The sequence below is a fragment of the Thiohalocapsa sp. ML1 genome, assembly GCF_001469165.1.
Lineage (GTDB): Bacteria > Pseudomonadota > Gammaproteobacteria > Chromatiales > Chromatiaceae > Thiohalocapsa.
The window spans coordinates 121634-147651 of sequence record NZ_JABX01000003.1; the positions used below are offsets into that span (position 1 = coordinate 121634).

A 26018-nucleotide genomic window follows, 5' to 3' on the forward strand; every position below is an offset into this window, starting at 1 on the left:
ACCGTCAGGGCTCCGCCAACGCGCGCGCGGCGGCGCCCTCGGCGAGGCGCACACGTACATGCACCAGCCCGTACAGGCCCGCCCAGCCGAGCAGCAGGAGCCATTGCTCCGAGGCCGGGAGTTGCACGGCCGCGATGGCGCTCGCCGACGCCGCGGCCATCAGCACATAGGCCCAGGCCAGCACCCGCCGTGTTGGCCAGCCGGCAAGCACCAGGCGCTGGTAATGGTGCTCGCGATGCGCCTGCCACACCGGCGCGCCTCGCAGCAGGCGCTGGAGCAGCGTCCAGGTGGCATCGACGAGGAAGGGCGAGAACACGAGCCAGCCTGCCCAGAGCGGAAACAGCCCGAGCTGCGCCCCCCACAGCACCAGCGCGGCGGCCCAGAGGCCGAGCACGGCGGAGCCGACGTCGCCTAAGAAGATCCCGGCACGGGGCAGGTTGTGCGGCAGGAAGCCGCCGGCTGCCGCGGCGATGACCGCGGCCACGAGTCCGAACTGCGGTGCACCGCCGCCGAAGCCGAGGAGCGCCAGCGCGCCGAAGCCGAACAGCGCCATGCCGCCGGCGAGGCCGTCCATGCCGTCCATGAAGTTGTACAGATTGATCATCCAGACGACGAAAACGACCGTCAGCAAGGCGCCGAGCCAACCGGGCAAGGCCGCCGCGCCAAGCCCCGGCAGCCCGGGCGCAACCCAGGCGATGCCGCCGACGTAGAGCAGCCCGCCCGCGAACAGGTGCACGAAAAGCCGATAACGTGCCGGCACATGGCGCCGGTCGTCCAGCAGCGACACGACCGCGAGTACCAGCGTGGCCAGCAGGGGCCAAAGCATGCCGACGCCGACACCGAGCCAGGGCAACGCCGCTAGTAGCCCGACTGCAACACCGCCCAGCACGCCGACGCCGCCCGTGCGCGGCACCGGGGCCGAATGCAGGGAGCGCTCGTTCGGGTGGTCGAGGATACGCAGCACGGCGATGCGCTGGTGCCGCAGCAGCCAAACCAGCAGCAAGCCGACACCGAAGGCCAGCAGGGGCGCCGCCACCAGCACGGCCAACGGCCAGTGGGCCGGACCGAAGAGCGGCGCTGCCAGTGTCTGCATGCAGAGCGTGCGGGAGCGTCAGCGCGGGCGCATCAGCTTGGCTTCGACCACGTCGCGTTGCTCGCGGCCAAGCAGAAGCTCGATGAGGTGCAGTGCGAAGTCCATGGCCGTGCCGGGCCCGCGGGAGGTAACGATGTTGCCGTCCGTGACCACCGGCGCGTCGCTGAGGCGCACATTGGGAAACGCGTCGGTCGTCAGTGCACCCGGGAAGCTCGTTGCCGCGCGCCCGTCGAGCAACCCGGCATGGGCGAGCACCAAGGGTGCGGCACAGATGGCCGCGCACCAGCCGCCGTGTTCCGCCTGGCGGCGGAGCATTGCGTGCACGCGCGGGTCCGCGTTCAGGTTGTTCGCGCCCGGCTGGCCGCCCGGCAGGGCGATAAGATCGAACGCCTGCGCGGCGACGGCGTCGAGCGTGGTGTCCGGCACCAGCAGGGTGCCGCGGCTCCCGCGCACCGGCTCGGCGTCGAGGCCGGCCGTGATCACCTCGACGCCGGCGCGGCGCAGCAGATCGATGATGGTGACGGCTTCCAGCTCTTCGCAGCCTTGGGCCAGCGGCACCAGTGCCCGCGCCATACTCGTCTCCTCCTGCCGCCCACCGGCGGCGCTCGTGTTGCGCGTCGAGCTCAGTCTTGCCGGGCGGCGGTGCCGCGGAAGAGACTCAAACCCTTCAGCACGTTCAGCGCCTCGCCCAATTGATAGTCCTCGGCGGCCAGCGGCAGGTCTTCTGCGCTTGCTTCGTCGCTGGCGGCGTCGGGATCATCCGGGTCATCGAGGTGGCGCATCAGATCCGCCTCTTTCAGCGGCGCGACGCCGGGGTCGGCATCGACAGCGACCTTGCCGCGCAGCAGCTCGATGTCCGGCTCGATGCCAAGCGCCTGGATGGAACGCCCGGACGGGGTGTAGTAGCGCGCCGTCGTCAGCTTCAGCGCGGTGCGCTCGTCGATGGGCACGATGGTTTGCACCGAGCCCTTGCCGAAGGTCTTCTCACCCATGATCACGGCCCGGCGCTGGTCCTGCAGGGCACCGGCCACGATCTCGGAGGCGGAGGCGCTGCCGCTGTTCACCAGCACCGCCAGCGGCGCGCCATCCAGCACGTCGTCGGGTCCGGCCTTGAACTCGAGCTTGGCGTCCTCGTCGCGACCCATGGTGTAGACGATGAGGCCCTCTTCGAGAAAGGCATCGCTGACGCCGACGGCCGAGTTCAGCACGCCGCCCGGATTGTTGCGCAGGTCGAGGACGACGCCTTTCAGGCCGGCATTGTTTTCCGCCTTGAGATCGGCCACTGCCTTCAGCAGATCCTCGGTGGTGCGCGCCTGGAAGTTCGACACGCGCACGTAGCCGTAGCCGGGCTCCAGCGTGCGACTCTTGACGCTCGCGACCTTGATCACGTCGCGCACGATGGTGATCTTGAGCGGGTTGCCCTCGTCCTCGCGCACGACGGTGAGCTCGATCTCCGAGCCGGGCTTGCCGCGCATCATGGTCACGGCCTCGCTCAGGCTCAGGCCCTTCACGGGCTTGCCGTCGATGCGCACAATGAGGTCCCCCGCCTGCATGCCGGCGCGCTGCGCCGGGGTATCGTCGATGGGCGCGATGACCTTCACGAAGCCGTCGTCCATGCCCACCTCAATGCCCAGGCCGCCGAACTCGCCGGTGGTGCCGACGCGTAGCTCCCGGTAGGCGTCGGTATCCAGGTAAGAAGAGTGCGGGTCGAGCCCGCCGAGCATGCCGCGGATCGCGCTGGCGAGCAGCTCGCGGTCATCGACATCCTCGACATAGTCGCTCTTGATGCGGCCGAACACCTCGGCGAAGGTGCGCAGGTCGTCCAGCGGCAGACTGTCCTGCTCTGGCTGTTCTTCGCGCTCGCTCGGCGTTTCGGCGACCGCGTCGGCATCAACCGGGTCCTCTTGCGCGTCCGGGGCGCCGCCGCCGTCTTCGGCCGGGGCGCCTTGCTGCTCCGGCTGTTCGGTGACGGCGGGAGCCTCGGTGCCGGGAGCCTCCGGTTGCGCGTCCGGGGCGGCGCCGCCGTCTTCGGCCGGGGCGCCCTGCTGCTCGGACTGTTCGGTGACGGCGGGCGCCACGGTGCCAGGAGCCTCCGGTGCCGCGGCGGGCTCGGTCGCGGCAGGCAGCTCAACCGGCGGTGCCACAGGGGCGGGCGGCTGGTAGGGCTGGGTCGCCGTGCCCGGCGGCTCCGCCTGCACGGCCAGGCCGAAGGCAAGTAGCGAAAACAGCAGGCCGAGGCTCGCGACCTTGGCCTGATGGGTAGCTTGGGACATGGGCGGTTCCGGGCGCATGGCGCGGTCAGATGGCTATGAGGTTCCGGGGTTGAGATTCTCGACGCTGCATGCTTGGCGAGCCGACCCGGATTGCGGATTAGAGGCGCCGGAGCGGCGCGCGTTCCGTCAGGGGCTCGACGCAGCCAACGGAAGCTCAGCCGGGCCCGGCGGCGAGCCAAGGCCGAGGGTTCAGGGAGCGCCCCTCGCGGCGAAGCGCGAAGTATAGCCGCCCGTTGGCGCCACTGCCGTTGTCGGTCTTTAGATCGGTGCCGGGGCCGGTGCCGGCAAGTGCGATCACGTCTCCGGGCCCGACCCATTCGCCGACCTCCTTCAACAGCGCTTGGTTGTGTCCGTAGAAGGTCATGTAGCCGTCGCCGTGATCGACGATCACCAGCAGCCCGAAGCCGCGCAGCCAGTCTGCATAGGCCACTTGGCCGTGGTGCACCGGGAACACCTCCCGGCCGGGCTCCACGGCAAACAGGATGCCGTCGGCATGCAGATCTCCGGGTCTTGCGTTGCCGGCGTAAGCGCGCAGAATCGCCGAATCGGCGACCGGCCATGGCAGCTTGCCGTGACGGCGCGTGATCGGCTCCTGAGTGATGGCGATCTCGTCGGCGATGCGCGCCCGGGCTCGCAGCTCCTCGACGAGCTTGCGCAGCGCCGCGGCGTTGGCGTCGAGCTCGGTGACGCGCGCTCGATCATCAATGATGGCCTGTTCCAGATCGGCGACGACGGCGCCGCGGGCTGCACGCACCGCCTCCAGTGCCAGCCGCGTCTGGGCCTGCTCGGCGACCAGCCGCGCGAGCCGGTCCGCCTCCTTGCGCGCGGCGGCGCCGAGCTGCTCCAGCTCGGCCGCGAGCCGCGCGACCTCGCCCACGCGTGCCGCGCGCAGGCGCCCGATCGCCCGGTAGTAGCCGAGCTGGCGCCCCGCCCGCGCCGGGTCCTGCTGGTTCAGCAAGAGCCGCAGCCGATCGCCCGGGCCCACCGCGTAGGCGGAGCGGATCAGCGCCGCCAGGCGCGAGCGCGCATCGCTGAGATCGCCGCGGGTGGCATCGAGCCTGGTGCCGAGCGCGACGCCGCGCGCTTCCTGCTCGTCGCGCTCGGCGGCAAGCTCCCGCTCGGCGCGGGCCAGGGCCGCGATGTCGCGGTCGTTGCGCTCCAGCTCCGCGTACAGGGCAGCGCGGTATGCCTCCTGGTCCGTGAGCTGCGCACGGAGTGCTTCGAGCCGCTGCTCGGTGGCCGCGAGCTCCGCCTCCTGCATCGACAACCGCAGGTCGGGCGCGGGGGCGTCCGCGCTCGGCGCCTCGACCTCCAGCTCGTCATCCGAGAGGCCTTGGGCACCCGCCGCAAGCGCAACGAGCAGCAGCAGGGCGGCGGTGGTCGGCGCAAGCGGCCGCGCCGTGGCCTGGCCGCGAAGCCAGGCCGACAGGGGCGGCCGGACCCCAAGCGCCGGGCGGCGCAACAGCCCGCTCAAAGCGAATGGATCGCAACAGGCCGTGATCGGAGCCCGTTGAAAGTCCATTACCGTATGATGATGAATTGATATAAACTTCCGCGCCATGACGCCCGACTTTACCGCATCCGCAACGCCTATCTTGAACACCGAGCGCAACGAGCTGGAGCTCTTTGCCGACGATGCCGACATCGAGCGCGCCTCGCGCTCGCTGAAGGCGATGTCGCACCCGCTGCGGCTCAAGATCCTTTGCACGCTTGGCGCAGAAGAGGTTAGCGTACAGGACATTGTCGAGCACGTCGGCACCTCGCAGAGCAATATCTCCCAGCACCTCGCGATCCTGCGGGACAAGGGCATCCTGGCCTCGCGCAAAGACGCCAACCGCGTGTACTACCGCGTCGGCGACTCCCGTACCTTGCAGCTTATCGGCATGATGCGCGAGGTGTTTTGCCATCAGTCGCGCTGATCGGTACGGCGGCGAACCTGTCGTCGCGCCGGTCCCCGCGGCCGACGTGACGCTGCCCCGGCGCATCTCTATACTCGCCCGTCTTTCGTCGTCGGGGGGCTAACGCCCTCCGCAGCTCCCGTCGGTGACATTGATGCCAGAGATTCTCGTGTTCATGGGCGATCACTGGGTGCTGTTCATGGCACTCGGGGTGATCCTCGGACTCCTGACCTACAACCTGATCGTGGGCGAGAAGGGTTCGGTGGACCCGATGGCCGCCACCGCGCTGATCAATCAGCAGGAGGCCGTCGTCGTCGACGTCCGACCAGCGGCGGACTTCGCCAAGGGCCACATTCTGCACGCCACCAACATCCCGATGAACGGCTTCAAGAACCAAACGGCGACCCTCGCGAAGTTCAAGGAGAAGCCTATCATCCTGGCCTGCCGCTCCGGCGCACAGTCTCAGGCCGCCTGCCAAGTGCTACGCAAGGCGGGCTTCTCCGCGGTCTACAACCTGAAGGGCGGGGTGCTCGCCTGGGAAAGCGCAAACCTGCCGCTGACCCGCAAGAAGCGCTGAGCTCGGATTACCCCGAACAGATTCCACCGGCGAGCTGTGCCGGCGCACGGCCGCTGACCCCGACAGCAACTTTTGGAGCCGACACCGATGGCCGAAGACACACAGCCGCCGGGCGCGGGCGAACGACAATTCGCGCTGCGTACCATCTATCTGAAGGATCTCTCGTTTGAGTCTCCGAACGCACCCGCGGTCTTCCAGGGCGAATGGAAGCCAGAGACCTCGCTGCACCTCGACATCAAAGTCAACAATTTGGATGCGGACACGCACGAGATTGTGTTGACCGTGACCGTCACCGCCAAGGCCGGCGACAACACGGCCTACCTGGTGGAAGTGCAACAGGCGGGGATCGTCAGTGCCCGCGGCTTCGAGCAGCAGGAATACGGGCCGCTGTTCTACGTCTACTGCCCGAGCATCCTGTTCCCCTACGCGCGCCAGGCCGTCACCGACGTGGTCGGCAAGGGCGGCTTCCCGCAACTGATTCTTCAGCACGTCAACTTTGATGCCATCTACGCACAGAAGGTCGCAGAACAGGCCGGCGGCGGAGACCAACCCGCGACGACGCACTGAGCCGCGGCGGGTCAGGGTGCGGGCGGGGTCAGAGCGTTGAGCAAGGTCGTACCAGAACGCGTTGCCATCCTGGGCGCGGGCTCATGGGGCACGGCGCTGGCCCTGCAGCTCTGCCGTAACGGTCACGCGGTGCGGCTCTGGGGCCACGATGCTTTGCACATCAGCGCGTTGCGCCACGACCGGGAGAATCGGGAGTTCCTGCCGGGCTTCGCCCTACCGGAGTCGATCACCGCGGTGGCCGAGCTTAGCGCGGCGCTCGACGACGCAACCGCGGTGCTGGTGGTGGTTCCGAGCCAGTTCTTCAGTGCCGTGCTGCGGCAGCTCGCACCCCATCTGCCCCCGCAGCTCGGCATCGCTTGGGCGACGAAGGGCTTCGAGCCGGAGACGGCGCGCCTGCTGCACGAGGTTGCACTCGACCTACTCGGGCCGCGAGATCTTGGCATTCTGTCGGGTCCGAGCTTCGCCGCCGAGGTCGCGCGCGGCCTGCCGACGGCGATCACGGTCGCGGCGTCGAGCCCCGAATACGCCCAACGATTCGCGGACTTAGTGCGCGGCTCGCGGTTTCGCGCCTACACGCACGACGACCTCATCGGGGTCGAGGTGGGCGGCGCAGCTAAGAACGTCATAGCCATTGCCACCGGGATCGCCGATGGACTCGGCTTCGGCGCCAACACGCGGGCGGCGCTGATCACGCGGGGGCTCGCCGAGATCATTCGCCTAGGCGAAGCGCTCGGCGCACGGCGCGAGACCTTCATGGGTCTCGCCGGGCTCGGCGACCTCGTGCTGACCTGCACCGACAACCAGTCGCGCAATCGTCGGCTTGGGCTGGCGTTGGCGGAGGGACAGCCGGCCGCGCAGGCCATGGCGGCCATCGGCCAGGAGGTGGAGGGCGTCGTGACGGTGCGTGCGGTGCATGCGATGGCCGCGGCTCACGGCATCGATATGCCGATCTCCGCGCAGGTCCATGCGGTGCTCTACGAGGGCAGCACCCCCGCGGAGGCAACGCAGCGCTTACTGGAACGCGCGGGCAAGTCCGAGCTCGACGATTAAGGGCTGTGCCGGCGCTCGGCACCGGCAAAGCCGCACTGTCGCCACGCCTCGTACACGACCACCGCTACGGCATTGGATAGGTTCAGGCTTCGGCTACCGGGGCGCATCGGTAGCCTGACGCGGTTGGCGTCTGGCAGCGCGTCAAGCATCGATTGCGGCAGACCCCGCGTTTCGGCACCGAAGAGTAAGGCATCGCCCGCGCCGTACGTGACATCGGCGTAGCATCCGCTCCCGCGCGTGCTGAATGCCAGGAGTCTCGACCAGCGCGCCGAATCACGGCAAGCGCCCAGCGTCGGATGCACCTCCACGCGCGCGTACTCGTGATAATCCAAGCCAGCGCGCCGTAGCCGCCGGTCGTCGAGATCGAAGCCGATGGGCTCGATCAGATGCAGTGTGGCGCCGGTGTTTGCGCAAAGTCGGATCACGTTCCCCGTGTTTGGGGGGATTTCCGGCTCATGGAGGATGACGTGGAACATGCAACTGGGCGCTCGGGGTCGGCTGTCGAGCACTCTGGTCGGTCTTTGACCGAGTGCCGGAAAACCATGATATATTAACAATTCTGCATATTCCGGACGGGACAGCCCCAAACCGCCTGCGCCGAGCGCACGCTCCAACGCTGCCCGTGACGGGGAGATCAACCGAGCACCCGAAGGGGGGACGAACGTGAGCGACATCGAGGCGCTGAAGAAAGAAAAGCTGGACCTGATCGACAAGATGCTGGAGCTGCAGAAGCAGTTCATGGAGTATGAGCACGAGAACGGCATCAGCGGCAAGGACTACTGGGCCTCCAGCGAGGGCCTTCTCGCGGGCTACCGGCAGGAGTATATGGACATGGCCAACCGCGTTGTGGACATCGCGCACGAGATCGTCGGCTCCAGCCGCCTTTGAGCACGAGCTGACGCGCTAAGTGCGGCGGTGCCCCGCCGCAGCGAGGAACGAAACCCCGCCTCGGTCTGCACCGGGCGGGGTTTTTGCGTTTGCGGCTGGCAGCGTCGTCCCTGACGTCTGTTGGCGAGCGTCGTCGGTTAAGTCCGGGAGCTTCAGCGTCCCTATCCGGTCCAGCGCTCGCGATACTGGGCCTCGTAGAAGAACTCCCGTTCGCCAAAGGCGGGCTTCAAGTCATCGAGCCAGGTCGCGTCCGGATCAAATCGCGCGAAGAACGGGCGATGCACCCAGTCGGGATTGCGTCCCTGAAGGAAGCGAAGGACGAATACCTTCTCGCCGCCGATGTCGGCAACGCCGCTGATCTCCAGCTTTCCTGGGCCCGCGCTCATGCTCGGACCACGCGCGGACCGCGCAAGTCCCGAGACCTGCTGAATCGCCTCGCGATAGATCTCCCAGGCACGCACCAGGGGCACCTTGAAATAATGGTGCGCGCCGGTGTCCCGCTCGACAAACATGTAGTAGGGCATGACGCCAAGCCGCACCTGTTCGCGCCAAAGCCGCGCCCAGGCATCCGGTTCGTCGTTGATGTGCGCGAGCAGCGGACCTTGAGCACGGATCTCGGCGCCGGTCGCGCGAATGCGCTCAATCGCCTGCTCGCAGATCTCGGTATCCAGCTCGCGCCAGTGATTGAAGTGGGCCATGACCGCGACGTGCTTACCCGCGGCAACGAGGCGCTCCAACAACGCGAGCAGACCGTCCGCGTCCGGGTCCGTGACGAAGCGATAGGGCCAGAACGAAAGCGCCTTGGTACCGAGGCGGATGGTCTGTACGTGCTCGAAGTCACGATGCAGCAAAGGCTGCAGATAGGCCTCGAGGTGGCGCGTCTTCATGACCATCGGGTCGCCACCGGTCAACAGCAGATCGGTTACGCAGCGTTGCTGGCGCAGATAGGCGTGCAGCCCTTGGGCCTCATTCGTTGCCATCCGCAGGGCCTTGTCGCCGATGAACTGCGCCCAGCGGAAACAAAAACTGCAATAGGCGTGGCAGGTCTGCCCCTGGCTTGGAAAGAACAACAGGGTTTCTCGATACTTGTGCTGGATACCCGTGACAAGTTCTCCGCTGGGCAGACGCGGGACATTGAGCTCCCGCTGGCCGGCGGGGTGCGGGTTGAGCTCGTGCCGAATCCCACTCACCACGGCCTCGAGCTCGGCTGGGCCCGCATCGCGCCGCAATAGGTCGGCTACTCGCTCGAACTGCTCGGGGGCAAGCATCCCGATTTGCGGAAAGGTCAGTTGGAAGATGGGATCATCGGGGACGCGGGACCAGTCGATGAGTCGCTCAATGACGTACTCGTTGACGCGAAACGGCAGTACGGCGGACACCACTTTCATCGCGAACCGCTGCTCCGCGGGCAGATGCCGAATGGCGGTGATGCGGTCTAGGTCGCGATGCGTATAAGCGCGGAATGGGCGTCCTTGCGCATGGGGATCTGCACCGATCGGGCGCGTCTGGAACAGATTGGTCGCAGTCATGGTCGTTCTCCTTCCTGCGTTGGCAGCTCTGCGTGATCCGCAGGCGTGCGTGCGCTGCTGGCGAGCACATGCGGAGGTCGGTGGCCAACGGCTTCGAAGTCAGGTGTTTCAGGAATCCGGCCGACGAGAGCCGCAAGACCCGCTGACCGGCGGGTACTGGCTAGCAGCGCAAGTTGCGTGTTGCGCGCCGGGCGCCACCGTGCGATGACGAGGAGCTCAACGCTTGGTGCGGCCCAGCACGTTAACACAGCCGGCGGAGGCAGCGACAGAGGGATATTCCCAAGGACGCGAGGCGGCGCCGCAGCGTGTCTACGCGACGAGGAAGGGCCGAGGGCCGAGGGCCGAGGGGAGCTCCCTTAGCCCTCGGCCCTCGGCCCTCAAGCGCCTTGTCGCCATGAGACTTGGCGCCGTCAAGGTTCCGTCATCCGGTCACTTGCGCAGGTGGTGCTGGTACTTCGGCGTGCCATGCATCATCAGGCGGATGGCGCGGGCGCTCACGACCAATGGCGCGAGCCCTTGCAGGCGGAGGTCACAGCGGATCGAGCCACGGCTTTCCAGTGGCAGCGGGATCATGTCCCTGTAGGTGTAGATGTTGTCGTCAATGTCCCCGCCGGTACAGATCGCGGGGCCCGCGGGCAGCTCACCGTCGAGCTCGGGCGCCTCGAGCAGGAGATCACCAGCTTGCCACCACAGGGTGCGTTCAGCCGAGCCGGTCATGGTTTTGATGATGATGGCGCGTGAAAAATGGACGCTCAAGACGCCCGATTCCAGTTGAACGCCGCTGATCTCGGAGCCATCAAGCTGAATGCTGGTGCTGTCCATGGGTTGCTTTCGGTGTTGCCTGGGCGGTGCTGGGGATCTGTCCTGCCTATGTCTTTGCCCCGCGGCCGCAATCAATAGTCGCGGCGGGGGTCGAGCCCCACCGTTGGATGCCGGGGGTCAGGCGATGTAGTCGTCTTCGTCGTTGCCGGCCCCGCCGAAGTCCATGTTCAAGTCCTTGATCTTGCGGGTCAGCGTGTTACGACCCCAGCCCAGAAGCTTCGCCGCCTCCTGGCGGCGGCCGCCCGTATGCTCCAGCGCGGCCTGGATCAGAATGCGCTCAAAGGTCGGCAACGCCGATTCCAGAATGGCGCCATCCCCGTCACGTAGCCGCCGACGTGTCCAAGCGCGCAGCGCGGATTCCCACTGCTCATCGTCGGCGCCATGCGCGCCCGAGTCACAGAGGTCCGGCGGCAAATCATTGACACGAATCTCCTTCGTCGACGCCATCACCGTGAGCCAGCGCGCGGTGTTCTCCAGTTGCCGGACATTGCCCGGCCAATCCAGGCGCTCAAGGTGCGCCAGCGCGTCCGAGGCAATGGTCTTGGGCTCGCAACCGAGCTCCTTGCCGGCTTGGCTCAGGAAGTGCCGCATGAGCAGACCGATGTCCTCACGCCGCTCGCGCAGGGCCGGCAGATGGATGCGTATGACGTTGAGGCGGTGAAACAGGTCCTCTCGGAAGCGGCCTTGGCGCACATGATCTTGGAGGTTCTGATGCGTCGCTGCGATGATGCGCACATCGACCTTGATGGGCGCCAGTCCGCCGACGCGGTAGAACTCGCCATCAGCGAGCACCCGCAACAGGCGCGTCTGCAGCTCCGCCGGCATATCGCCGATCTCGTCGAGGAACAGCGTTCCACCGTCCGCCTGCTCGAAGCGGCCCTCCCGACGCGTTTGGGCGCCGGTGAAGGCGCCGCGCTCGTGGCCGAACAGCTCGGACTCCATGAGATCCCGCGGGATCGCGGCCATGTTCAGCGCGATGAAGGGTGCGCCGGAGCGGGGGCTGTGCCGATGCAGCGCCCGCGCGACGAGCTCCTTGCCGGTGCCCGATTCGCCATTGATCAACACGGTTATGTTGGAGCGCGCCAGCCGGCCGATGGCGCGGAAGACCTCCTGCATCGACGGTGCTTCGCCGATGATGTCCGGGCTGTTCTCGAGCACGACAGTTCCGCCGCCGGCATGCTCCTGGGCGCGGCAGGCCCGGCGCACCTGATCCACCGCATCGTCTAGATCGAAAGGCTTGGGCAGATACTCGAAGGCACCGCCATGGAAGGCGGAAACGGCGCTGTCGAGGTCCGAGTGCGCGGTCATGATAATGACGGGCAGGCCCGGGTACCTGGCGGTCACCTGCTGCAGCAGCTCCAGGCCGTCGATCCCCGGCATGCGAATGTCGGACAAAATCACGTCCGGCCGGTCACGGTGGAGCGCGTCCATGATGCCGACGCCATTGGAGAAACAGGTCACATCCATGTCCGCCTGGCGGAGCGCACGCTCAAGCACCCAGCGGATGGAGCGGTCATCATCAATGACCCAGACACTCGGGACCTTGGTCATCGGTAGCCTCACCCCTCGTTGGCCTCAAGCGGCAGATAGACGAAGAACCGGGTGCAGCCGGGCCGGCTCTCGCATTCGATCAAGCCGCCGTGCTGGTTGATGAGCTCCTGCGCAATGGGCAGGCCCAGGCCGGTTCCCCCGGCCCGTCCGGAGACCATCGGGAAGAAGATCCGATCGATCATGGGCTCGGGAATACCGGGACCGGAATCCTCCACCTCAATGCGAACGACCAGCCGATGCAGCTCGTTGCCGAGCGTAAACTGGCGCAGCACCCGGCTGCGGAAGATGAGCTGGCCGCCGTCACCGGCTGCGTGAGCACCGTTGCGGGCGATGTTGAGTAACGCCTGGATCAGCCGATCGGAGTCGGCACGAAGCTCCGGGATACTCGGATCGTAGTCGCGAATCATGGTCGGTCCGCTCGGATACTCCGCACTCAGCAGGCCGCGCACGTGCTCCAGCACATGATGGATGTTGACGCTGCGCATCATCGGCAACTGGTTTGGACCGAGCATGCGGTTCAGGAGCCCCTGGAGTCTATCCGCCTCGTCGATGATGATGCGGGTGTACTCACGAAGCTCCGGACTCGGGAGCTCGCGCTCCAGGAGCTGCGCCGCCCCACGCAGGCCGCCGAGCGGGTTTTTGATCTCATGCGCGAGGCCCCGCAACAGCGCCTGCGTCGCCTGGTGCTGGCTAATGAGGTGCTCTTCTCGGGTGATCCGAATCTGCCGGTCCACTTGATGGAGCTCCATCAGCAGGTCTGCATCCGGCTCGCATTGGTGCACCGGTAGCACCGTGCAGTTCACGCGGATCAGCTCGCCATCGGGCCGCCGCAGCTCCACTTCCCGTTCCGTGAAAGGCTGACGCGTCTCAAGGGATTCGCGCAGACGCTGCTCCACTGGCTCGGCGGGGCAGGGCACCAACCCCCCCGCGAACTTACCGAGCACGGCGTTTCCGCTGACGGCGAGCAGCAGCTCCCCCGCGGGATTGATGTAGCTGAGGCGCAGATCACCGTCGAACAGCAGCACTGCCGTGTTTAAGTTGCCGAGGATCGAAGCGGCCAGTTGGTTGTTTCCTTTGCTCTTCTGCTTCATCTATCCGACCCGATCCGGCTAGTGGAGAGCGGTCACCCGACCCAGGTGATGAAACCGCCGGCACGAGAACCGACGCGGCTCGCATGGCCTGAGATCAGCGACCGCACGCACGCTCGGCGGATTGAGTACTAGCAAGTTCCGAACCAGCCAGCCCGATCGCCAGAATGCTGCGCCGTTCTGCGAGGTCGCGTGCTAGCGGGAGAGAATGCGTGGGGATGTCGCGAAGCGGCGCACCATTATAGTGCGATCAGCGCACCGAAAGGAGGCTTTCGAGGCACAAGACGCGCGAGCGAAGCGGACTCGTGGTTCGCAGGTGAGCAGAAACAGTGCCCCTGCGGCGTTACGATCAGGGGCGGTTGCCCCCGCTCCCGGACGCAGTACCGACGCCGTCAGTGGCCGGCTCACTGGGGAGCTCCGCCGAGGCCGGAAGACTCGGCAATACATGGACGCCGATAAGAGGCGTCGCCGCCACGATCACGCTATCCGGGCCTTTGATGAGGCCACGGATTCTGTGGCTGCCGAGGGTCAAGCCACGCAACAACAAGTGCGTGCTGTTGGGCGCATCGCCTTCGACCACGATCCCGTTGACTTCGACCATGACTTGGTGCCCCTCCTGAAGCGTTGGGGCAAGGACCAGAGAAACAGGCAGTTCTCCGTTCAGGTCCCGAGTCTTGTACTCATCCGGCGGCGCCAAGATCGAGAACAACTCGTAGGGGCCGGTGAATCCGGCGACGGGCGTAGTGTCTTCGGGTACAGGCTGACCATCGTCCGTCGCTTCCGCAGGTGCGACGTCCAGTAGCAGGTCGAGCTGCTCTGCATTCGGTAACGGGCGGTCCGAGAAGGTCGTCTGACCATCCGGGCCGATGCTCCGGTAGACCTGAGCTTGGGCACTGTAACCGACGAGCACGAGAAGCAGGCACAGCGCTTTCAATGGCACGTCCCCTTTGGACTTGAGACAACAAACACAGACGGTCGCTGCCACGCCTTCGGCTGTGGCATCGTCGTACGCGGTTGTAGACCCGGTGCCTAGGGCGATGCAACCAGGAGGGGCGGAAGATGGAACCTGCGTCGCGATCTAGCGCGCAGAAGGGGGCGACCGCCGCCGTCCGGCGGCGGTCTGCCTTGCGTTACAGGCTGTAGTACATATCGAACTCGACCGGGTGCGTCGTCATACGGATGCGGGTGACATCGCCCATCTTCAGCGCAATGTAGCCATCGATGACGTCGTCGGTGAAGACACCGCCAGTGGTCAGGAACCCACGGTCCCCGTCCAGCGCCTCGAGGGCCTGATCCAGCGAGTAGCAGACCTGCGGGATGGCCTTCTCTTCTTCCGGCGGGAGGTCGTACAAATCCTTATCCATCGCATCACCGGGATGGATCTTGTTTTGGATGCCATCCAGGCCCGCCATCAGCATGGCCGCGAAGGACAGGTACGGATTGCCGGTGCTGTCGGGGAAGCGCACCTCAATGCGGCGACCCTTGGGGTTGGCGTCGTGCGGGATGCGAATGGACGCAGAGCGGTTCTTGGCCGAGTAGGCCAGCATCACCGGGGCCTCGAAACCGGGGACGAGGCGCTTGTAGGAGTTGGTGGACGCGTTGGTGATCGCGTTCAAAGCCCGGGCATGCTTGATGATGCCGCCAATGTAGTAGAGGGCGGTTTCCGACAAGCCGCCGTACTTGTCGCCGGCGAAGATGTTGACGCCATCCTTCGCAAGCGACTGGTGCACATGCATACCGGTGCCGTTGTCGCCGACCAACGGCTTGGGCATGAAGGTGGCTGTCTTGCCGTAGGCATGCGCGACATTCTGGATCACGTACTTGGTGATCTGGTTCATGTCGGCGCGGCGCACCAGCGGCCCGAAGCGGGTGCCGATCTCGCACTGACCGGCCGTCGCCACCTCGTGGTGATGCACTTCGACAGGCACGCCCATTTCTTCAAGCGCCAGACACATGGCCGCCCGCAGGTCGTTCAGCGAGTCGACCGGCGGAACCGGAAAGTAGCCGCCCTTGACACTGGGGCGGTGGCCCATGTTGCCGTCCTCGAAGACCCGCTCGGAGTTCCACTGCGCCTCGTCGGAGTCGACCTTGTAGAAGGTTCCATTCATGCTGGATCCCCAGCGCACATCGTCGAAGACAAAGAACTCGGGCTCGGGGCCGAAGTAGGCGATATCGGCGATGCCGGTGGACTTGAGGTAGGCCTCGGCGCGCTTGGCGACGGAGCGCGGGTCACGCTCGTAACCCTGCATCGTGGACGGCTCCAGGATGTCACAGCGCACGATCAGGGTCGTCTCGTCAGCAAACGGGTCCAGGACAGCGGTGTCTTCCTCCGGCATCAAGACCATGTCGGACGCTTCAATGCCCTTCCAGCCGGCAATCGAGGAGCCGTCGAACATCTTGCCGTCCTGGAACAGCGAGTCGTTGACGGCGCCGACCGGCAGGGACACGTGCTGCTCCTTGCCGCGCGTATCGGTGAAGCGTAGGTCGACGAATTTGACTTCCTCGCTCTTGATGGTGTCCATGATCTTCGATGCCATACTTCGATCTCCGGTCGTTTCGATTGGGGGGTTGATTTCGAGCCGGCGCTGTGCGGGCTCGGGGGCGGGGGGCCGACGCCTCCCCGGTGGAGCGCTTGCCGCGTTTCACCGCCATCGGCTAGAGCGCAAGGCATGTTTTATGCCAAGCGACGTCACTCCCCGGTTTTTGAGCCGCCATCAGGGAGAACCCAAGCGCCGGCGCGGGCACCGTCCCGAAGCACCAAGAACTTGGCGTGACCGATGTGGTGTGCTGACGATCCCCTTTGCCGGCGTCGAGGGCGGTTGCCAGAAAAGGGTCGCACCAGTCCGAGGCACGCTTGGCGGACCCGACGCGGGCATGCACCATGTTAGGGCGCGGAGCCATAATAGATGCGCACGCTGGAAAACACGGCGTCCCCGGCTAAGGCGTCCTTCGCTCGCGTCGCCAGGCCATGCGGCACGCCAGCACCCTGCATGAGGTCTTCCGGCAGGAACACTTCGACTTCGATGCGACCCTTCAGGTAGTGCAGTTGCACGCGTTCCGGTTTCTCCAGGGCAGGGAGATCCGACCAGTGTGCACCGAGGCGGGCGAGTGCGTCGCGGCGACTCGGCAGCCCCATCGTTGGCGGTGCGACGTTGTCGTCTTCCGGATCGATGTGCACCGTAACGTCTTCGATCTCTTCGATGTGCTTTTTCAGGCCCTGCTCCACCTTAACGCTGATCAGATGCCCTTCCGATACGCTGATGTACGGGTCGACGAGCACGTGGACGTCCGATGAGACATTGCCGCCGATGCTGCGGGTACGCAGCATGTGGACATCGCGGACACCACCGACTTTCAGGATGGTGTCACGCACCGCCGCGAGGCGATCCGGCTCCAACCCCGTGTCGACCAACTCCCTGACCGCGTCGATGCCAAGCTCCCAGGCGACGTGCGCGATCATCACGGCGACTAGAAACGCCGCCACCGTATCCAGATAGGGCAGTCCCGCGAGCGTGCCGCCGATGCCTACCAGCACGACGACAGACGAGATGGCGTCGGTCCGATGATGCCAGGCGTTCGCGCGCAGCATGTCCGAGCGCACGGCCTTTGCGTACGCAAGCGTGTACCAGTACAACCATTCCTTGACCAAGATCGACGCCAAGGCCGCGTAGAGGGTAATCCAAGCTGGCGTTCTCAGTTCCTGAGGGGAAAACAGCCTCTGCGCGGCATCCCAACCGAGACCAATGGCCACGACGACCAATACCAGCGCGAGCGCGAGCGTCGCCATGGTTTCGTAGCGTCCGTGTCCGTAGGGATGCGTGGTGTCCGGGGCGCGGCTCGACTGCGTGCCCACGATCCAAACCAGCGCGTCGGTAGCGAGGTCGGACAGCGAATGGATGCCGTCGGCAACGAGCGCGTGTGACTGCCCGACGACGCCCACACCCACCTTGACTGCAGACAGGAGAAAGTTGACGAGGGCGCCAACGATGGCCGTGCGCGCGATCGCGTGACGACGCTCGGCTAAGCGGGCATCAAGGCGGGCATCAAGGCGGGCATCAAGCGCGGTACTTGCGGCAGCAGCGGGTTCCATCGCGACATCCAGGCCGGTTTGCAGGGGTCATTCGACGGGCCGCGCCGCGACGTGTCCGGGGCCCCGGCAGCGAGACCGCGGTCGGCAGACGACACCGCGCCCGCAAGCCGGATTATAGGCGAGGGCGCCGCCATCGGCATGTCGGGCTTCAGCACTGTGGTTAGCGGGCGCTGGTTGTCGCTAGAATGACTGACTGTTTTCAGCATCATGGGGATGATCCGCTTGACCCCTTCCGTCGCCACACCGAGCACGTTTCAGGACCTTATCTTCCGGTTGCAGAGCTTCTGGGCCGAACGCGGCTGCGTTGTCGTGCAGCCCTACGACATGGAGGTGGGGGCTGGGACTTTTCACCCGGCGACCTTCCTGCGTGCCATCGGTCCAGAGCCTTGGAGCTGTGCGTATGTACAGCCTTCGCGGCGGCCGACCGACGGGCGCTATGGCGAGAATCCGAACCGCCTGCAGCATTATTATCAATTCCAGGTCATCCTGAAGCCGTCTCCGATGGAGATTCAGGACCTTTACCTCGACTCCTTAAAGATGCTTGGCATCGATCTCCTCGTGCATGACATTAGGTTTGTCGAGGACAACTGGGAATCGCCCACGCTCGGCGCCTGGGGACTCGGTTGGGAGGTATGGCTAAACGGCATGGAGGTGACGCAGTTTACCTATTTTCAGCAGGTCGGCGGACTCGAATGCCGGCCGGTCAGCGGGGAAATCACCTACGGCCTGGAGCGGATCGCGATGTACCTGCAGGGGGTTGAGAGCGTCTTCGATCTCAAGTGGGGCGATACGGCGCAGGGTCCGGTGTCCTACGGCGATGTGTTCCTGCAGAATGAACGTGAACAGTCCGCATTCAACTTCGAGCATGCGGACGTTGCGGCGCTGCTCAGTGCCTTCGACGTAGCGGAGCGGCAGAGCCTGTACCTCATCGAGCTGTCCCTCCCGTTGCCTGCCTACGAGCAGGTGCTCAAGGCTTCTCATCTGTTCAATCTGCTGGACGCCCGCGGGGCGTTATCGGTGACGGAACGACAGCGGTTCATCCTGCGCGTGCGGACCTTGGCCCGCGCTGTGGCGGAAACCTATTACGCGAGCCGGGAGGCCTTGGGCTTCCCGATGGCGCAGGCACGCTAGGGGTTCAGACGACATGCCAGAAGTTCAGGACTTACTTGTCGAGATCGGCACCGAAGAGCTGCCGCCCAGGGCTTTGCTTGGCTTGAGCGAGGCGTTCGCGAGCGCCTTGGCCGGGCAGCTTCTAGCCGTGGGTCTGTCGCACGGTACCATTGCGCAGTTCGCCACCCCGCGTCGGCTGGGGCTCCTCGTTCGGAACCTCGCCACCCATCAGCGCGAGGCGGAAACGGTGCGGCGGGGCCCCGCCGTCAGCGCGGCGTTCGACGCCGAGGGGGCGCCGACAAAGGCGGCGATGGGCTTTGCGAAGTCTTGTGGCGTCACTGTCGAGGATCTGGAGCGAGACGAATCGGAGAAAGGCGCCTGGCTGGTCCATCGCCAAGTACAGTCAGGGTCGGCGACGCCCTCCCTACTGCCCGAGGTTATCACCGCAGCTCTTGAGAGACTGCCTATCGCAAAACGCATGCGGTGGGGCGATGGCGAGGTGAGCTTCGTACGACCGGTCCATTGGGCCTGCGTGGTCTTCGGAACGAATGTCGTCCCAGGCAGCATTCTCGGAGTAGCAATTGGGCAGGACAGCCGTGGTCATCGGTTTCATCACCCTGGGCCCCTCCCTGTTGAGACGCCGGAGCAGTATGCGCCCACGCTCCGCAAGGCGTCGGTGGAGCCTGATTTCTCGCTTCGGCGGGAGCGCGTTCGGGCGCAAGTCAGCGAGCTCGCGCGCTCGGTCCAAGGGAAGGCGCACATGCCTCCGGAGCTTCTCGACGAAGTCACCGCTTTGTGTGAGTGGCCGGTGGCCCTGCTCGGGCGATTCGACGAGGACTTCCTCAGCGTGCCGCCCGAGGTCCTTATCGAAACCATGCAGCAACACCAGAAGTACTTTCCGGTGCGGGGCGCGGACGACGATGCGCTCCTGCCATATTTCATCGCCGTCGCGAACATCGACAGCAGGGAACCGCGCCTCGTGCGCGCAGGTAACGAACGCGTCATCCGGCCACGGTTCAGCGATGCTCGATTCTTTTGGGACCAAGATCTTAGGGTATCACTCGCGGCGCGCGCCCCTGCCCTGGAGCAGCTTGTGTTCCAGCACAAGCTAGGCAGTGTTGGGGACAAGAGCCGACGCGTTGCAGCGGCAAGTCGCAGGATAGCCACGCTCTTGGGATACGACGCTGACGCGGCGGAACGTGCGGCACAGCTCGCAAAGTGCGACCTTGTCACGTCGATGGTTGGAGAGTTTCCCGGCCTTCAGGGCACCATGGGTCGGCGCTACGCGGAACGGGCCGGTGAGGATTCTTGCGTCGCGGCGGCCTTGGAAGAGCAGTACATGCCACGGCATGCGGGTGACCAATTGCCGGCAGGCCCCTGCGGTCGCGTACTGGCGCTCGCGGACAAGTTGGACACGCTGATCGGTATCTTCGCCATCGGCGAGCGCCCCAGCGGGGTCAAAGACCCGTATGGGCTGCGGCGGGCTGCCATCGGGGTGCTACGGATACTCATCGAAACGCCGTTGCCGTTGGATCTTCGCAAACTCATTAGCGACGCCGCTGCTGACCTCCCCGAGACATTAGGTGCATCCGAAGCGGTGGACGATACGTACGCCTATATCGTCGAACGGTTGCGCGGCTATTACGCAGACCAGGGGATCAATGCTTCGGTGGTCGACGCGGTGCTGGCCGTAGAGCCTGCGGCCCCGAGTGATATAGACAAACGCGTGCGTGCCGTCGCTGGCTTCGCTGAGCTGGAGGCCGCAGCCGCGTTGGCCGCGGCAAACAAGCGCATCGCGAACATTTTCAAGAAGGCCGAGGTGGCCGCCCAACCGGGTGACATTGACCCCACGCTGTTTGAGTTTCCTGCGGAACAGGCACTCGCCGCAACCTTGGCGGCCGTTCGGCGTCGGGTCGTGCCTTTATTGGAGAAGGCGGATTATGCCGCGGCACTGAACGAGCTGGCCTTGCTTCGTGGAGACGTGGATGCTTACTTCGATGCGGTGCTCGTTATGGACAAGGATCCGCGCGTGCGTCGGAACAGGCTCGCGCTGCTAAGCCAGATTGGGTCACTGTTCGCGAGCATCGCCGATATCTCTAAGTTGCGATTTGCATGAGACTGGTTATCGTAGATCGCGACGGGGTCATCAACGAAGATTCCGCTGACTACATCCGCTCAGTCGATGAGATGCGCTTCATCGATGGCAGCTTGGAAGGCCTGGGGTTGCTGACGCAGGCGGGCTTTAGCGTTGCCGTGGCAACGAACCAATCGGGGATCGCACGCGGCTACTTCGACGTCGATACGCTGAACCGAATGCACGGCGCGCTCTGCGCTCGTGCTGCTGCCGTTGGCGCTCGGATCGACGCCGTTGCGTTCTGTCCGCATGGGCCAGCAGATCGTTGCGCATGCCGTAAGCCATCTCCGGGGTTGTTGATCACCCTGGCAAGGCGTTTTTCGGTTGGGCTCGAAACGACACCCTTCATTGGGGATTCACTGCGCGATCTCGAAGCCGGCAGAGCCGCAGGCGCCATCCCGATTCTCGTACGGACTGGAAACGGGGTTGCGACTGCAAACGCGCTGTCAGCCTCGCTGAAAGCTGTTCGCATCTACAAGGATTTGAGGGCGGCGGCGGCAGCGATTATCTCAGCGCAATAGTCTAACGCCGGCTCGTGCGCGGTGCGGACCAGTGGCATGCCCCCAGAGGTCACACGTCGATGTTCGACGCTTCGAGGGCGTATCGCTCGATAAACTCGCGGCGTGGTTCGACATACTCCCCCATCAACGTTGTAAATATTTGGTCGACCGCGACGGCATCTTCGATTGTCACACGCAATAGGCGACGGGTCGACGGGTCCATGGTCGTATCCCACAGTTGGCCTGGATTCATTTCCCCAAGTCCTTTATATCGCTGAATCTGGTAACCCCGGCGGGCTTCTGCAAACAGCCAGTCGTATGCCTCGACAAAGGACTCGACGAGTTGCTCTTTGTCTCCCCGGGCCACGGCGGCACCAGGCTGCACTAAGCCATCGAGCTTCTCTGCCAGTGATGCAATGCGGTCATATTCCGGACTATCAAAGAAGTCCAGCGGAATGTAGGACGTCTCCGGGACGCCGTGAACAAAACGGACCACTTCCAGGAGCATCCGTTGCGCGACTCCCTCTGCCGAGGAGACGCTAAGGCGATAATCGTGTGGCGGTCCAGTCCTACGCTTGACACGTTCCTCCAGGCTACCAACCCAGGCGTCCAGGGCGGCTTCGTCGGACCGGATCGACTTGGTTAGCCGTGTCATCGCCACGAGCTCCTCAATCACGAGACTGTCGTAGCGCCGTTGCAGCCTAGAAGCGATAGCTTTGAAGGACTGGTACTCTCCGACTAGCTGGCCGAGGGCGTCGGACGAAAGCGCTGGGGCGTCGCTACTGAGGCGTAGCGTCGCGTTATGTAGGGCGGCGCGCAGCAGCGAAGCGGACATTTCCGTATCGTCCAGGAGATAGTCTTCTTGCTTTCCTCGCTTGACCTTGTAAAGGGGCGGCTGCGCGATATAGACGTGCCCGCGCTCAATGAGCTCAGGCATTTGCCGGTAGAAGAAGGTGAGTAAGAGCGTGCGGATGTGCGCGCCGTCAACGTCCGCATCCGTCATGATGATGATGCGGTGGTAACGAACTCTATCTGGATCGTACTCTTCGCGGCCGATGCCACATCCGAGCGCGGTGATCAGCGTCCCAACCTCTGCGGACGACAACATCTTGTCGAAACGCGCCTTCTCGACGTTCAGAATCTTCCCCTTCAAAGGCAGTATCGCTTGAAAAGCCCGGTCACGTCCTTGTTTGGCCGAGCCGCCGGCGGAATCACCCTCCACGATGAAGAGCTCCGAGCCCGCGGGGTTCTTCTCCTGACAGTCCGCGAGCTTGCCCGGTAGTCCCGCCACATCCAGCACCCCTTTTCGACGGGTCATCTCGCGCGCTTTGCGCGCGGCTTCACGCGCCCGCGCCGCTTCCAGCATTTTGTTGGCGATGACCTTCGCCTCGGCCGGTCGTTCTTCAAGAAACATGTCGAGGTGTTCCACCAACAAAGACTCGACGATGGGTTTGACCTCGGACGAAACCAGCTTGTCCTTCGTTTGGGATGAGAACTTGGGGTCTGGAACCTTGACCGAGACGACCGCCGTCAAGCCTTCCCGGGCATCGTCGCCAACGGGACGCGTCTTCTGCGCCTTATCCAATCCCTGGCGCTCGATATATTGGTTGAGGGTACGCGTCAGTCCGGCGCGGAAGCCGGCTAGGTGGGTGCCGCCGTCGCGCTGTGGGATATTGTTCGTATAGCAGAAGATCGATTCCTGATACGAGTCGTTCCACTGTAAGGCGACCTCGACGGTCACAAAGTCCCGCGTCGCACTGAAGTAGAAGGTAGTCGGGTGGATTGCGGCCTTCATTTCGTTTAGGTATCGCACGAAGGCCTCGATCCCCCCGATGTACTCGAAGGTATCTTCCCGTTGTGAGCGTTCGTCGCGAAGTCGGATTCGCACGCCGGAATTAAGAAACGACAACTCCCGGAGGCGCTTGACCAGGATGTCATAATGGAAATCTCGATCGGAGAAGATGCTCGCTGCTGGCCAGAATCGTATTGAGGTGCCGGTGTTCGTCGAGTCGCCAACGCGTGCGAGGGGGGCGTCCGGCACTCCCCGGGTGAATCGGAGCTCGTACAGCGCCCCTTCTCGAGCTATGCGCAGATCCAGCCGCTCCGAGAGCGCGTTCACCACCGAGACCCCGACGCCGTGCAGCCCACCAGACACCTTGTAGCTGTTGTCGTCAAACTTACCGCCAGCATGAAGCACGGTCATGATGACCTCCGCTGCCGACCGGTTCTCCTCTGGGTGTATATCAACGGGAATTCCCCTACCGTTGTCCGTCACCGTGGCGGAGTAATCGTCGTGAACGATGACCTCTATGTCGCTGCAGCACCCAGCTAGGGCTTCATCAATTGAGTTATCGACCACTTCGAAGATCATGTGGTGAAGGCCGGTCCCGTCGTCCGTATCTCCGATGTACATACCCGGGCGCTTTCGCACCGCGTCGAGGCCGCGGAGAACCTTAATGTTTGATGAGTCGTAGGTCATGGTACGTGGTGTTACCTTCGGGTACTCGTTCGTTCTGGGTCGCCCGCGTCGCGGCCGGTGTCTATTCTGTTTAGCAGTGGCGAGCAAGGACGGATGTTTGACCATGTTCCACGTGGAACACCTTGTCCGCGTTGAGCCCAGCAGGAGGCTCTGACAAGGCCGCCACTAACACTTGGTCGGCTTGAGACACCCATTCGCGAAGAACGGGCAGAACAAGAGCCGGCGAAACTTCGCCGTATGGATCATCCACTAGGACGACTGCGCTTGGGCAGGTTTCTGCCGCAACCCGATGCACCGCTAGCTGCAACAACATAGCCGCTAGCTTGTTTTCTCCGCGCGAGCCTCCCCAACGCCTGTCGCCTCGGAGGATCACAAGGTCTCCGCGCCAAGGCGACAACTGGGTGAACCCGCGACTTCGATCTGCTGCCCATTGTCGTGACAAGGCAGACATCGCCTCAGACGCAGAGAGACTGCCTTCCCACTCTAAAGACAGTGGTCCGCCAGGGAATAGCGATGCTGTCAACTGAACAAAAATCGTGTTCACCGCCCCGACGAAGCGGCACCGGTGCTCGGCCAGCACCGCGTAGGCTTCCGCGTACCCGCCGTCCCAGACCCGATAACCCCTCGCGCCGGAGCGCAGCCAAGCGTTGCGTTGCTGGGCGAGCCGACCGGCGTTGCCTAGGGCAAGACCAGCACCTGGTTCCACGTGGAACATCGACCAATCGATAAATCTGCGCCTCAAGGACGGACCACCCTCCAACAGCCCGAAGGTTGATGCACCCACAAATCGGACAGCGCCGCGCGGGCGAGGTCCATCGCTCCGCTGGCCATCTACCCAGCGCAGAGCCCAACGACTCTCGCCTTCGATCAATACCGCCGAAAGCTGTGTCTTGTCAGCCCCGTGGGTCCTCAGTGGCCCAGCACGACGGCCACGAAAGCTCCGCCCACGATCCAGAACGTAAGCCGCTTCCAACAGCGTCGTCTTGCCTGCTCCATTCCCGCCGAAAAACCAAATCAGCCCCTGGGATAGCGCGAGCTCCGCCTGTTGAATACAGCGTAGATTCCGGATATGCAATAATTCCATCCAGCTCAAGAACGTATGACCGACTATAAGCGCATGGGCATGACAACGAACGTCTCCTGTTCGCACTCGACGCCTCTCCAAACCGAACTGCTGTCCGCGTCCTGAAGATTAACCGCCACCCTCGGCGAATCGACGCTTTGCAAGACATCCATGAGATACGCCACATTAAACCCAACCGTTACCGCCTCGCCATCGTACTCCGCGGCCAACTCGTCCTCTGACACCTCGTGCTCGGGATTCTGTGCCTGAAGGCGGACCGTGCCGTTCTCAAACGTCACCTTCACCCCCTTATACTTTTCGTTGGACAGGATCGCGGCCCGCTGCAACGCCAAGCGTAATGACTCGCGATCCACGATCACTTCCCGCTCCAACCCTCTAGGTATGACTCGCCGGTACTCCGGATACTTGCCTTCGACCAGTTTCGATGTCAGCACGGTAACCCCAGCAGCAACGACCAACGTCCTTTCGCCCCACCTGAACTCGATCAACTCTTCCTCGTCGGTGAGCATCCGCCTGATCTCGGCAACCGTCTTCGCCGGGATGATGATCTGCTGCACGTCTTCCGAAACCGCAGCTTCCAAACCGACGACGTAGCGCGCCAAGCGGTGTCCGTCGGTGGCGACCGCGGTGATCTCGCTCCCCGACAACTCAAGCAAGACCCCGTTAAGGTAATACCGCACGTCTTGCTGTGCCATCGCGAACGAGGTCTTATCCAGAAGCATCTTCAGGTCCGTCGCTGGCAAGCTTACGGTCCTCATCCCATCCTCCGTCGCTAAAGACGGAAAATCCCCCGCTGGCAGCGCGCCGAGCGTGAATCTCGTTCGCCCGCTTGACACCACGCAGCGCTCCGCTTCCGTCGTGATCTTCACCGTCGCATCGTCCCGCAAAGACCGGCAAAAATCGGTGAGCTTCCTCGCGGGCAGAGTAATGGCACCGTCTTGCCCAACATGCCCGCCGACAACAGTGGCCACCGCGAGCTCCAAGTCGGTTGCTCGAAGCCTCAGCCTGTCATCGGCTCCTTCAATAAGCACATTCGCTAGGATAGGAAGTGTTTGCCTGCGCTCCACGACCCCCGCAACAGCGCCAAGGGCGCGCAACAAATCTGCTTTCGGAATATCGATTTTCACGTCGCTGCCGCCCCTCTAATATTCATTAAGAGGATAGTATAAAACCATAGTAATAACAGCCGGGGACAACGCCTTGGAGCGCCACTTTCCCCTTTTTTCGCAGCAACTTAGCTGCCTGTTACCCCTGTTCACAGGTGTTTGGAAAGCTGTGGAAAACT

The 26018-nt window shown here is 64.3% G+C and carries 23 protein-coding genes; 8 read left to right on the forward strand and 15 right to left on the reverse strand.

The window, feature by feature from the left end:
• Window positions 1-4 precede the first annotated feature (4 nt).
• The 4 genes from ML01_RS02875 to ML01_RS02890 all read right to left on the reverse strand — a co-directional run bounded on the left by ML01_RS02875 (window position 5) and on the right by ML01_RS02890 (window position 4840).
• Window positions 5-1093, reverse strand: coding sequence for a glycosyltransferase family 4 protein (locus ML01_RS02875; protein WP_058553892.1), 1089 nt, complete (start codon window positions 1091-1093; stop codon window positions 5-7).
• An 18-nt stretch (window positions 1094-1111) separates the two neighbouring features.
• Entirely contained in the window at window positions 1112-1666 is a 555-nt protein-coding gene (locus ML01_RS02880; RefSeq protein ID WP_058553893.1) for a DJ-1 family glyoxalase III, read from the reverse strand.
• Between the two features lie 50 nt (window positions 1667-1716).
• A complete protein-coding gene (locus ML01_RS02885; protein WP_082673897.1) occupies window positions 1717-3366 on the reverse strand; it encodes a S41 family peptidase in 1650 nt (549 codons plus the stop codon).
• 154 nt (window positions 3367-3520) lie between these two features.
• A complete protein-coding gene (locus tag ML01_RS02890; RefSeq protein ID WP_058553894.1) occupies window positions 3521-4840 on the reverse strand; it encodes a murein hydrolase activator EnvC in 1320 nt (439 codons plus the stop codon).
• Window positions 4841-4925: 85 nt separating this feature from the next.
• On the opposite strand from ML01_RS02890, the gene ML01_RS02895 reads away from it, so the two are divergent.
• From ML01_RS02895 to ML01_RS02910, 4 genes are all read left to right on the forward strand, one after another.
• The gene (locus ML01_RS02895) at window positions 4926-5285 is read left to right on the forward strand and encodes a helix-turn-helix transcriptional regulator (RefSeq protein ID WP_082673899.1); all 360 of its coding nucleotides are present in this window, start codon (window positions 4926-4928) and stop codon (window positions 5283-5285) included.
• 133 nt (window positions 5286-5418) lie between these two features.
• Window positions 5419-5841, forward strand: coding sequence for a rhodanese-like domain-containing protein (locus ML01_RS02900; protein WP_058553895.1), 423 nt, complete (start codon window positions 5419-5421; stop codon window positions 5839-5841).
• 87 nt (window positions 5842-5928) lie between these two features.
• The gene (secB, locus tag ML01_RS02905) at window positions 5929-6408 is read left to right on the forward strand and encodes a protein-export chaperone SecB (RefSeq protein ID WP_058553896.1); all 480 of its coding nucleotides are present in this window, start codon (window positions 5929-5931) and stop codon (window positions 6406-6408) included.
• Between the two features lie 36 nt (window positions 6409-6444).
• Window positions 6445-7458, forward strand: coding sequence for an NAD(P)H-dependent glycerol-3-phosphate dehydrogenase (locus ML01_RS02910; protein WP_058553897.1), 1014 nt, complete (start codon window positions 6445-6447; stop codon window positions 7456-7458).
• Here ML01_RS02910 and ML01_RS02915 read toward each other — a convergent pair.
• Window positions 7455-7934, reverse strand: a complete 480-nt coding sequence (locus ML01_RS02915; protein ID WP_058553898.1) for a tRNA (cytidine(34)-2'-O)-methyltransferase — start codon at window positions 7932-7934, stop codon at window positions 7455-7457. The two genes, ML01_RS02910 and ML01_RS02915, sit on opposite strands and share 4 nt — an antisense overlap.
• Before the next feature lie 187 nt (window positions 7935-8121).
• Between ML01_RS02915 and ML01_RS02920 the strand changes: the two genes are divergently transcribed.
• Window positions 8122-8346, forward strand: coding sequence for a hypothetical protein (locus tag ML01_RS02920; protein WP_058553899.1), 225 nt, complete (start codon window positions 8122-8124; stop codon window positions 8344-8346).
• 161 nt (window positions 8347-8507) lie between these two features.
• Here the strand turns inward: ML01_RS02920 and ML01_RS02925 are convergent, their stop codons facing one another.
• The 7 genes from ML01_RS02925 to ML01_RS02955 all read right to left on the reverse strand — a co-directional run bounded on the left by ML01_RS02925 (window position 8508) and on the right by ML01_RS02955 (window position 17426).
• Window positions 8508-9875 (reverse strand): KamA family radical SAM protein, encoded by a 1368-nt coding sequence (locus ML01_RS02925; protein ID WP_058553900.1) that lies wholly within the window; start codon window positions 9873-9875, stop codon window positions 8508-8510.
• A 429-nt stretch (window positions 9876-10304) separates the two neighbouring features.
• On the reverse strand, window positions 10305-10697 hold the full coding sequence (locus tag ML01_RS02930) for a hypothetical protein (RefSeq protein ID WP_058553901.1): 393 nt from the start codon (window positions 10695-10697) through the stop codon (window positions 10305-10307).
• 117 nt (window positions 10698-10814) lie between these two features.
• Entirely contained in the window at window positions 10815-12248 is a 1434-nt protein-coding gene (ntrC, locus tag ML01_RS02935) for a nitrogen regulation protein NR(I) (RefSeq protein WP_058553902.1), read from the reverse strand.
• An 8-nt stretch (window positions 12249-12256) separates the two neighbouring features.
• Window positions 12257-13339: a nitrogen regulation protein NR(II) gene (gene glnL / locus ML01_RS02940; protein WP_058553903.1), complete on the reverse strand. Its 1083-nt coding sequence runs from the start codon at window positions 13337-13339 to the stop codon at window positions 12257-12259.
• Window positions 13340-13685: 346 nt separating this feature from the next.
• Complete coding sequence (locus ML01_RS02945; RefSeq protein ID WP_162267952.1) at window positions 13686-14270, reverse strand: DUF4124 domain-containing protein; 585 nt, start codon at window positions 14268-14270, stop codon at window positions 13686-13688.
• 196 nt (window positions 14271-14466) lie between these two features.
• A complete protein-coding gene (gene glnA / locus ML01_RS02950; protein ID WP_058553905.1) occupies window positions 14467-15873 on the reverse strand; it encodes a glutamate--ammonia ligase in 1407 nt (468 codons plus the stop codon).
• Window positions 15874-16220: 347 nt separating this feature from the next.
• Window positions 16221-17426 (reverse strand): cation diffusion facilitator family transporter, encoded by a 1206-nt coding sequence (locus ML01_RS02955; protein ID WP_058553906.1) that lies wholly within the window; start codon window positions 17424-17426, stop codon window positions 16221-16223.
• 213 nt (window positions 17427-17639) lie between these two features.
• Between ML01_RS02955 and glyQ the strand changes: the two genes are divergently transcribed.
• From glyQ to gmhB, 3 genes are read left to right on the forward strand one after another with little or no spacing between them, the layout of a single operon-like run.
• On the forward strand, window positions 17640-18557 hold the full coding sequence (gene glyQ / locus ML01_RS02960) for a glycine--tRNA ligase subunit alpha (RefSeq protein WP_058553907.1): 918 nt from the start codon (window positions 17640-17642) through the stop codon (window positions 18555-18557).
• 13 nt (window positions 18558-18570) lie between these two features.
• Window positions 18571-20652: a glycine--tRNA ligase subunit beta gene (gene glyS, locus ML01_RS02965; RefSeq protein WP_058553908.1), complete on the forward strand. Its 2082-nt coding sequence runs from the start codon at window positions 18571-18573 to the stop codon at window positions 20650-20652.
• The gene (gene gmhB, locus ML01_RS02970) at window positions 20649-21191 is read left to right on the forward strand and encodes a D-glycero-beta-D-manno-heptose 1,7-bisphosphate 7-phosphatase (protein WP_058553909.1); all 543 of its coding nucleotides are present in this window, start codon (window positions 20649-20651) and stop codon (window positions 21189-21191) included. The genes glyS and gmhB overlap by 4 nt, the downstream gene beginning before the upstream one ends.
• Window positions 21192-21240: 49 nt before the next feature.
• Here gmhB and gyrB read toward each other — a convergent pair whose 3' ends face one another.
• The 3 genes from gyrB to dnaN all read right to left on the reverse strand — a co-directional run bounded on the left by gyrB (window position 21241) and on the right by dnaN (window position 25860).
• Window positions 21241-23649 (reverse strand): DNA topoisomerase (ATP-hydrolyzing) subunit B, encoded by a 2409-nt coding sequence (gene gyrB / locus ML01_RS02975; protein ID WP_058553910.1) that lies wholly within the window; start codon window positions 23647-23649, stop codon window positions 21241-21243.
• Window positions 23650-23719: 70 nt separating this feature from the next.
• The gene (locus ML01_RS31245) at window positions 23720-24733 is read right to left on the reverse strand and encodes an AAA family ATPase (protein ID WP_082673901.1); all 1014 of its coding nucleotides are present in this window, start codon (window positions 24731-24733) and stop codon (window positions 23720-23722) included.
• Between the two features lie 23 nt (window positions 24734-24756).
• On the reverse strand, window positions 24757-25860 hold the full coding sequence (gene dnaN, locus ML01_RS02980; RefSeq protein WP_058553911.1) for a DNA polymerase III subunit beta: 1104 nt from the start codon (window positions 25858-25860) through the stop codon (window positions 24757-24759).
• Between the last annotated feature and the right edge of the window lie 158 nt (window positions 25861-26018).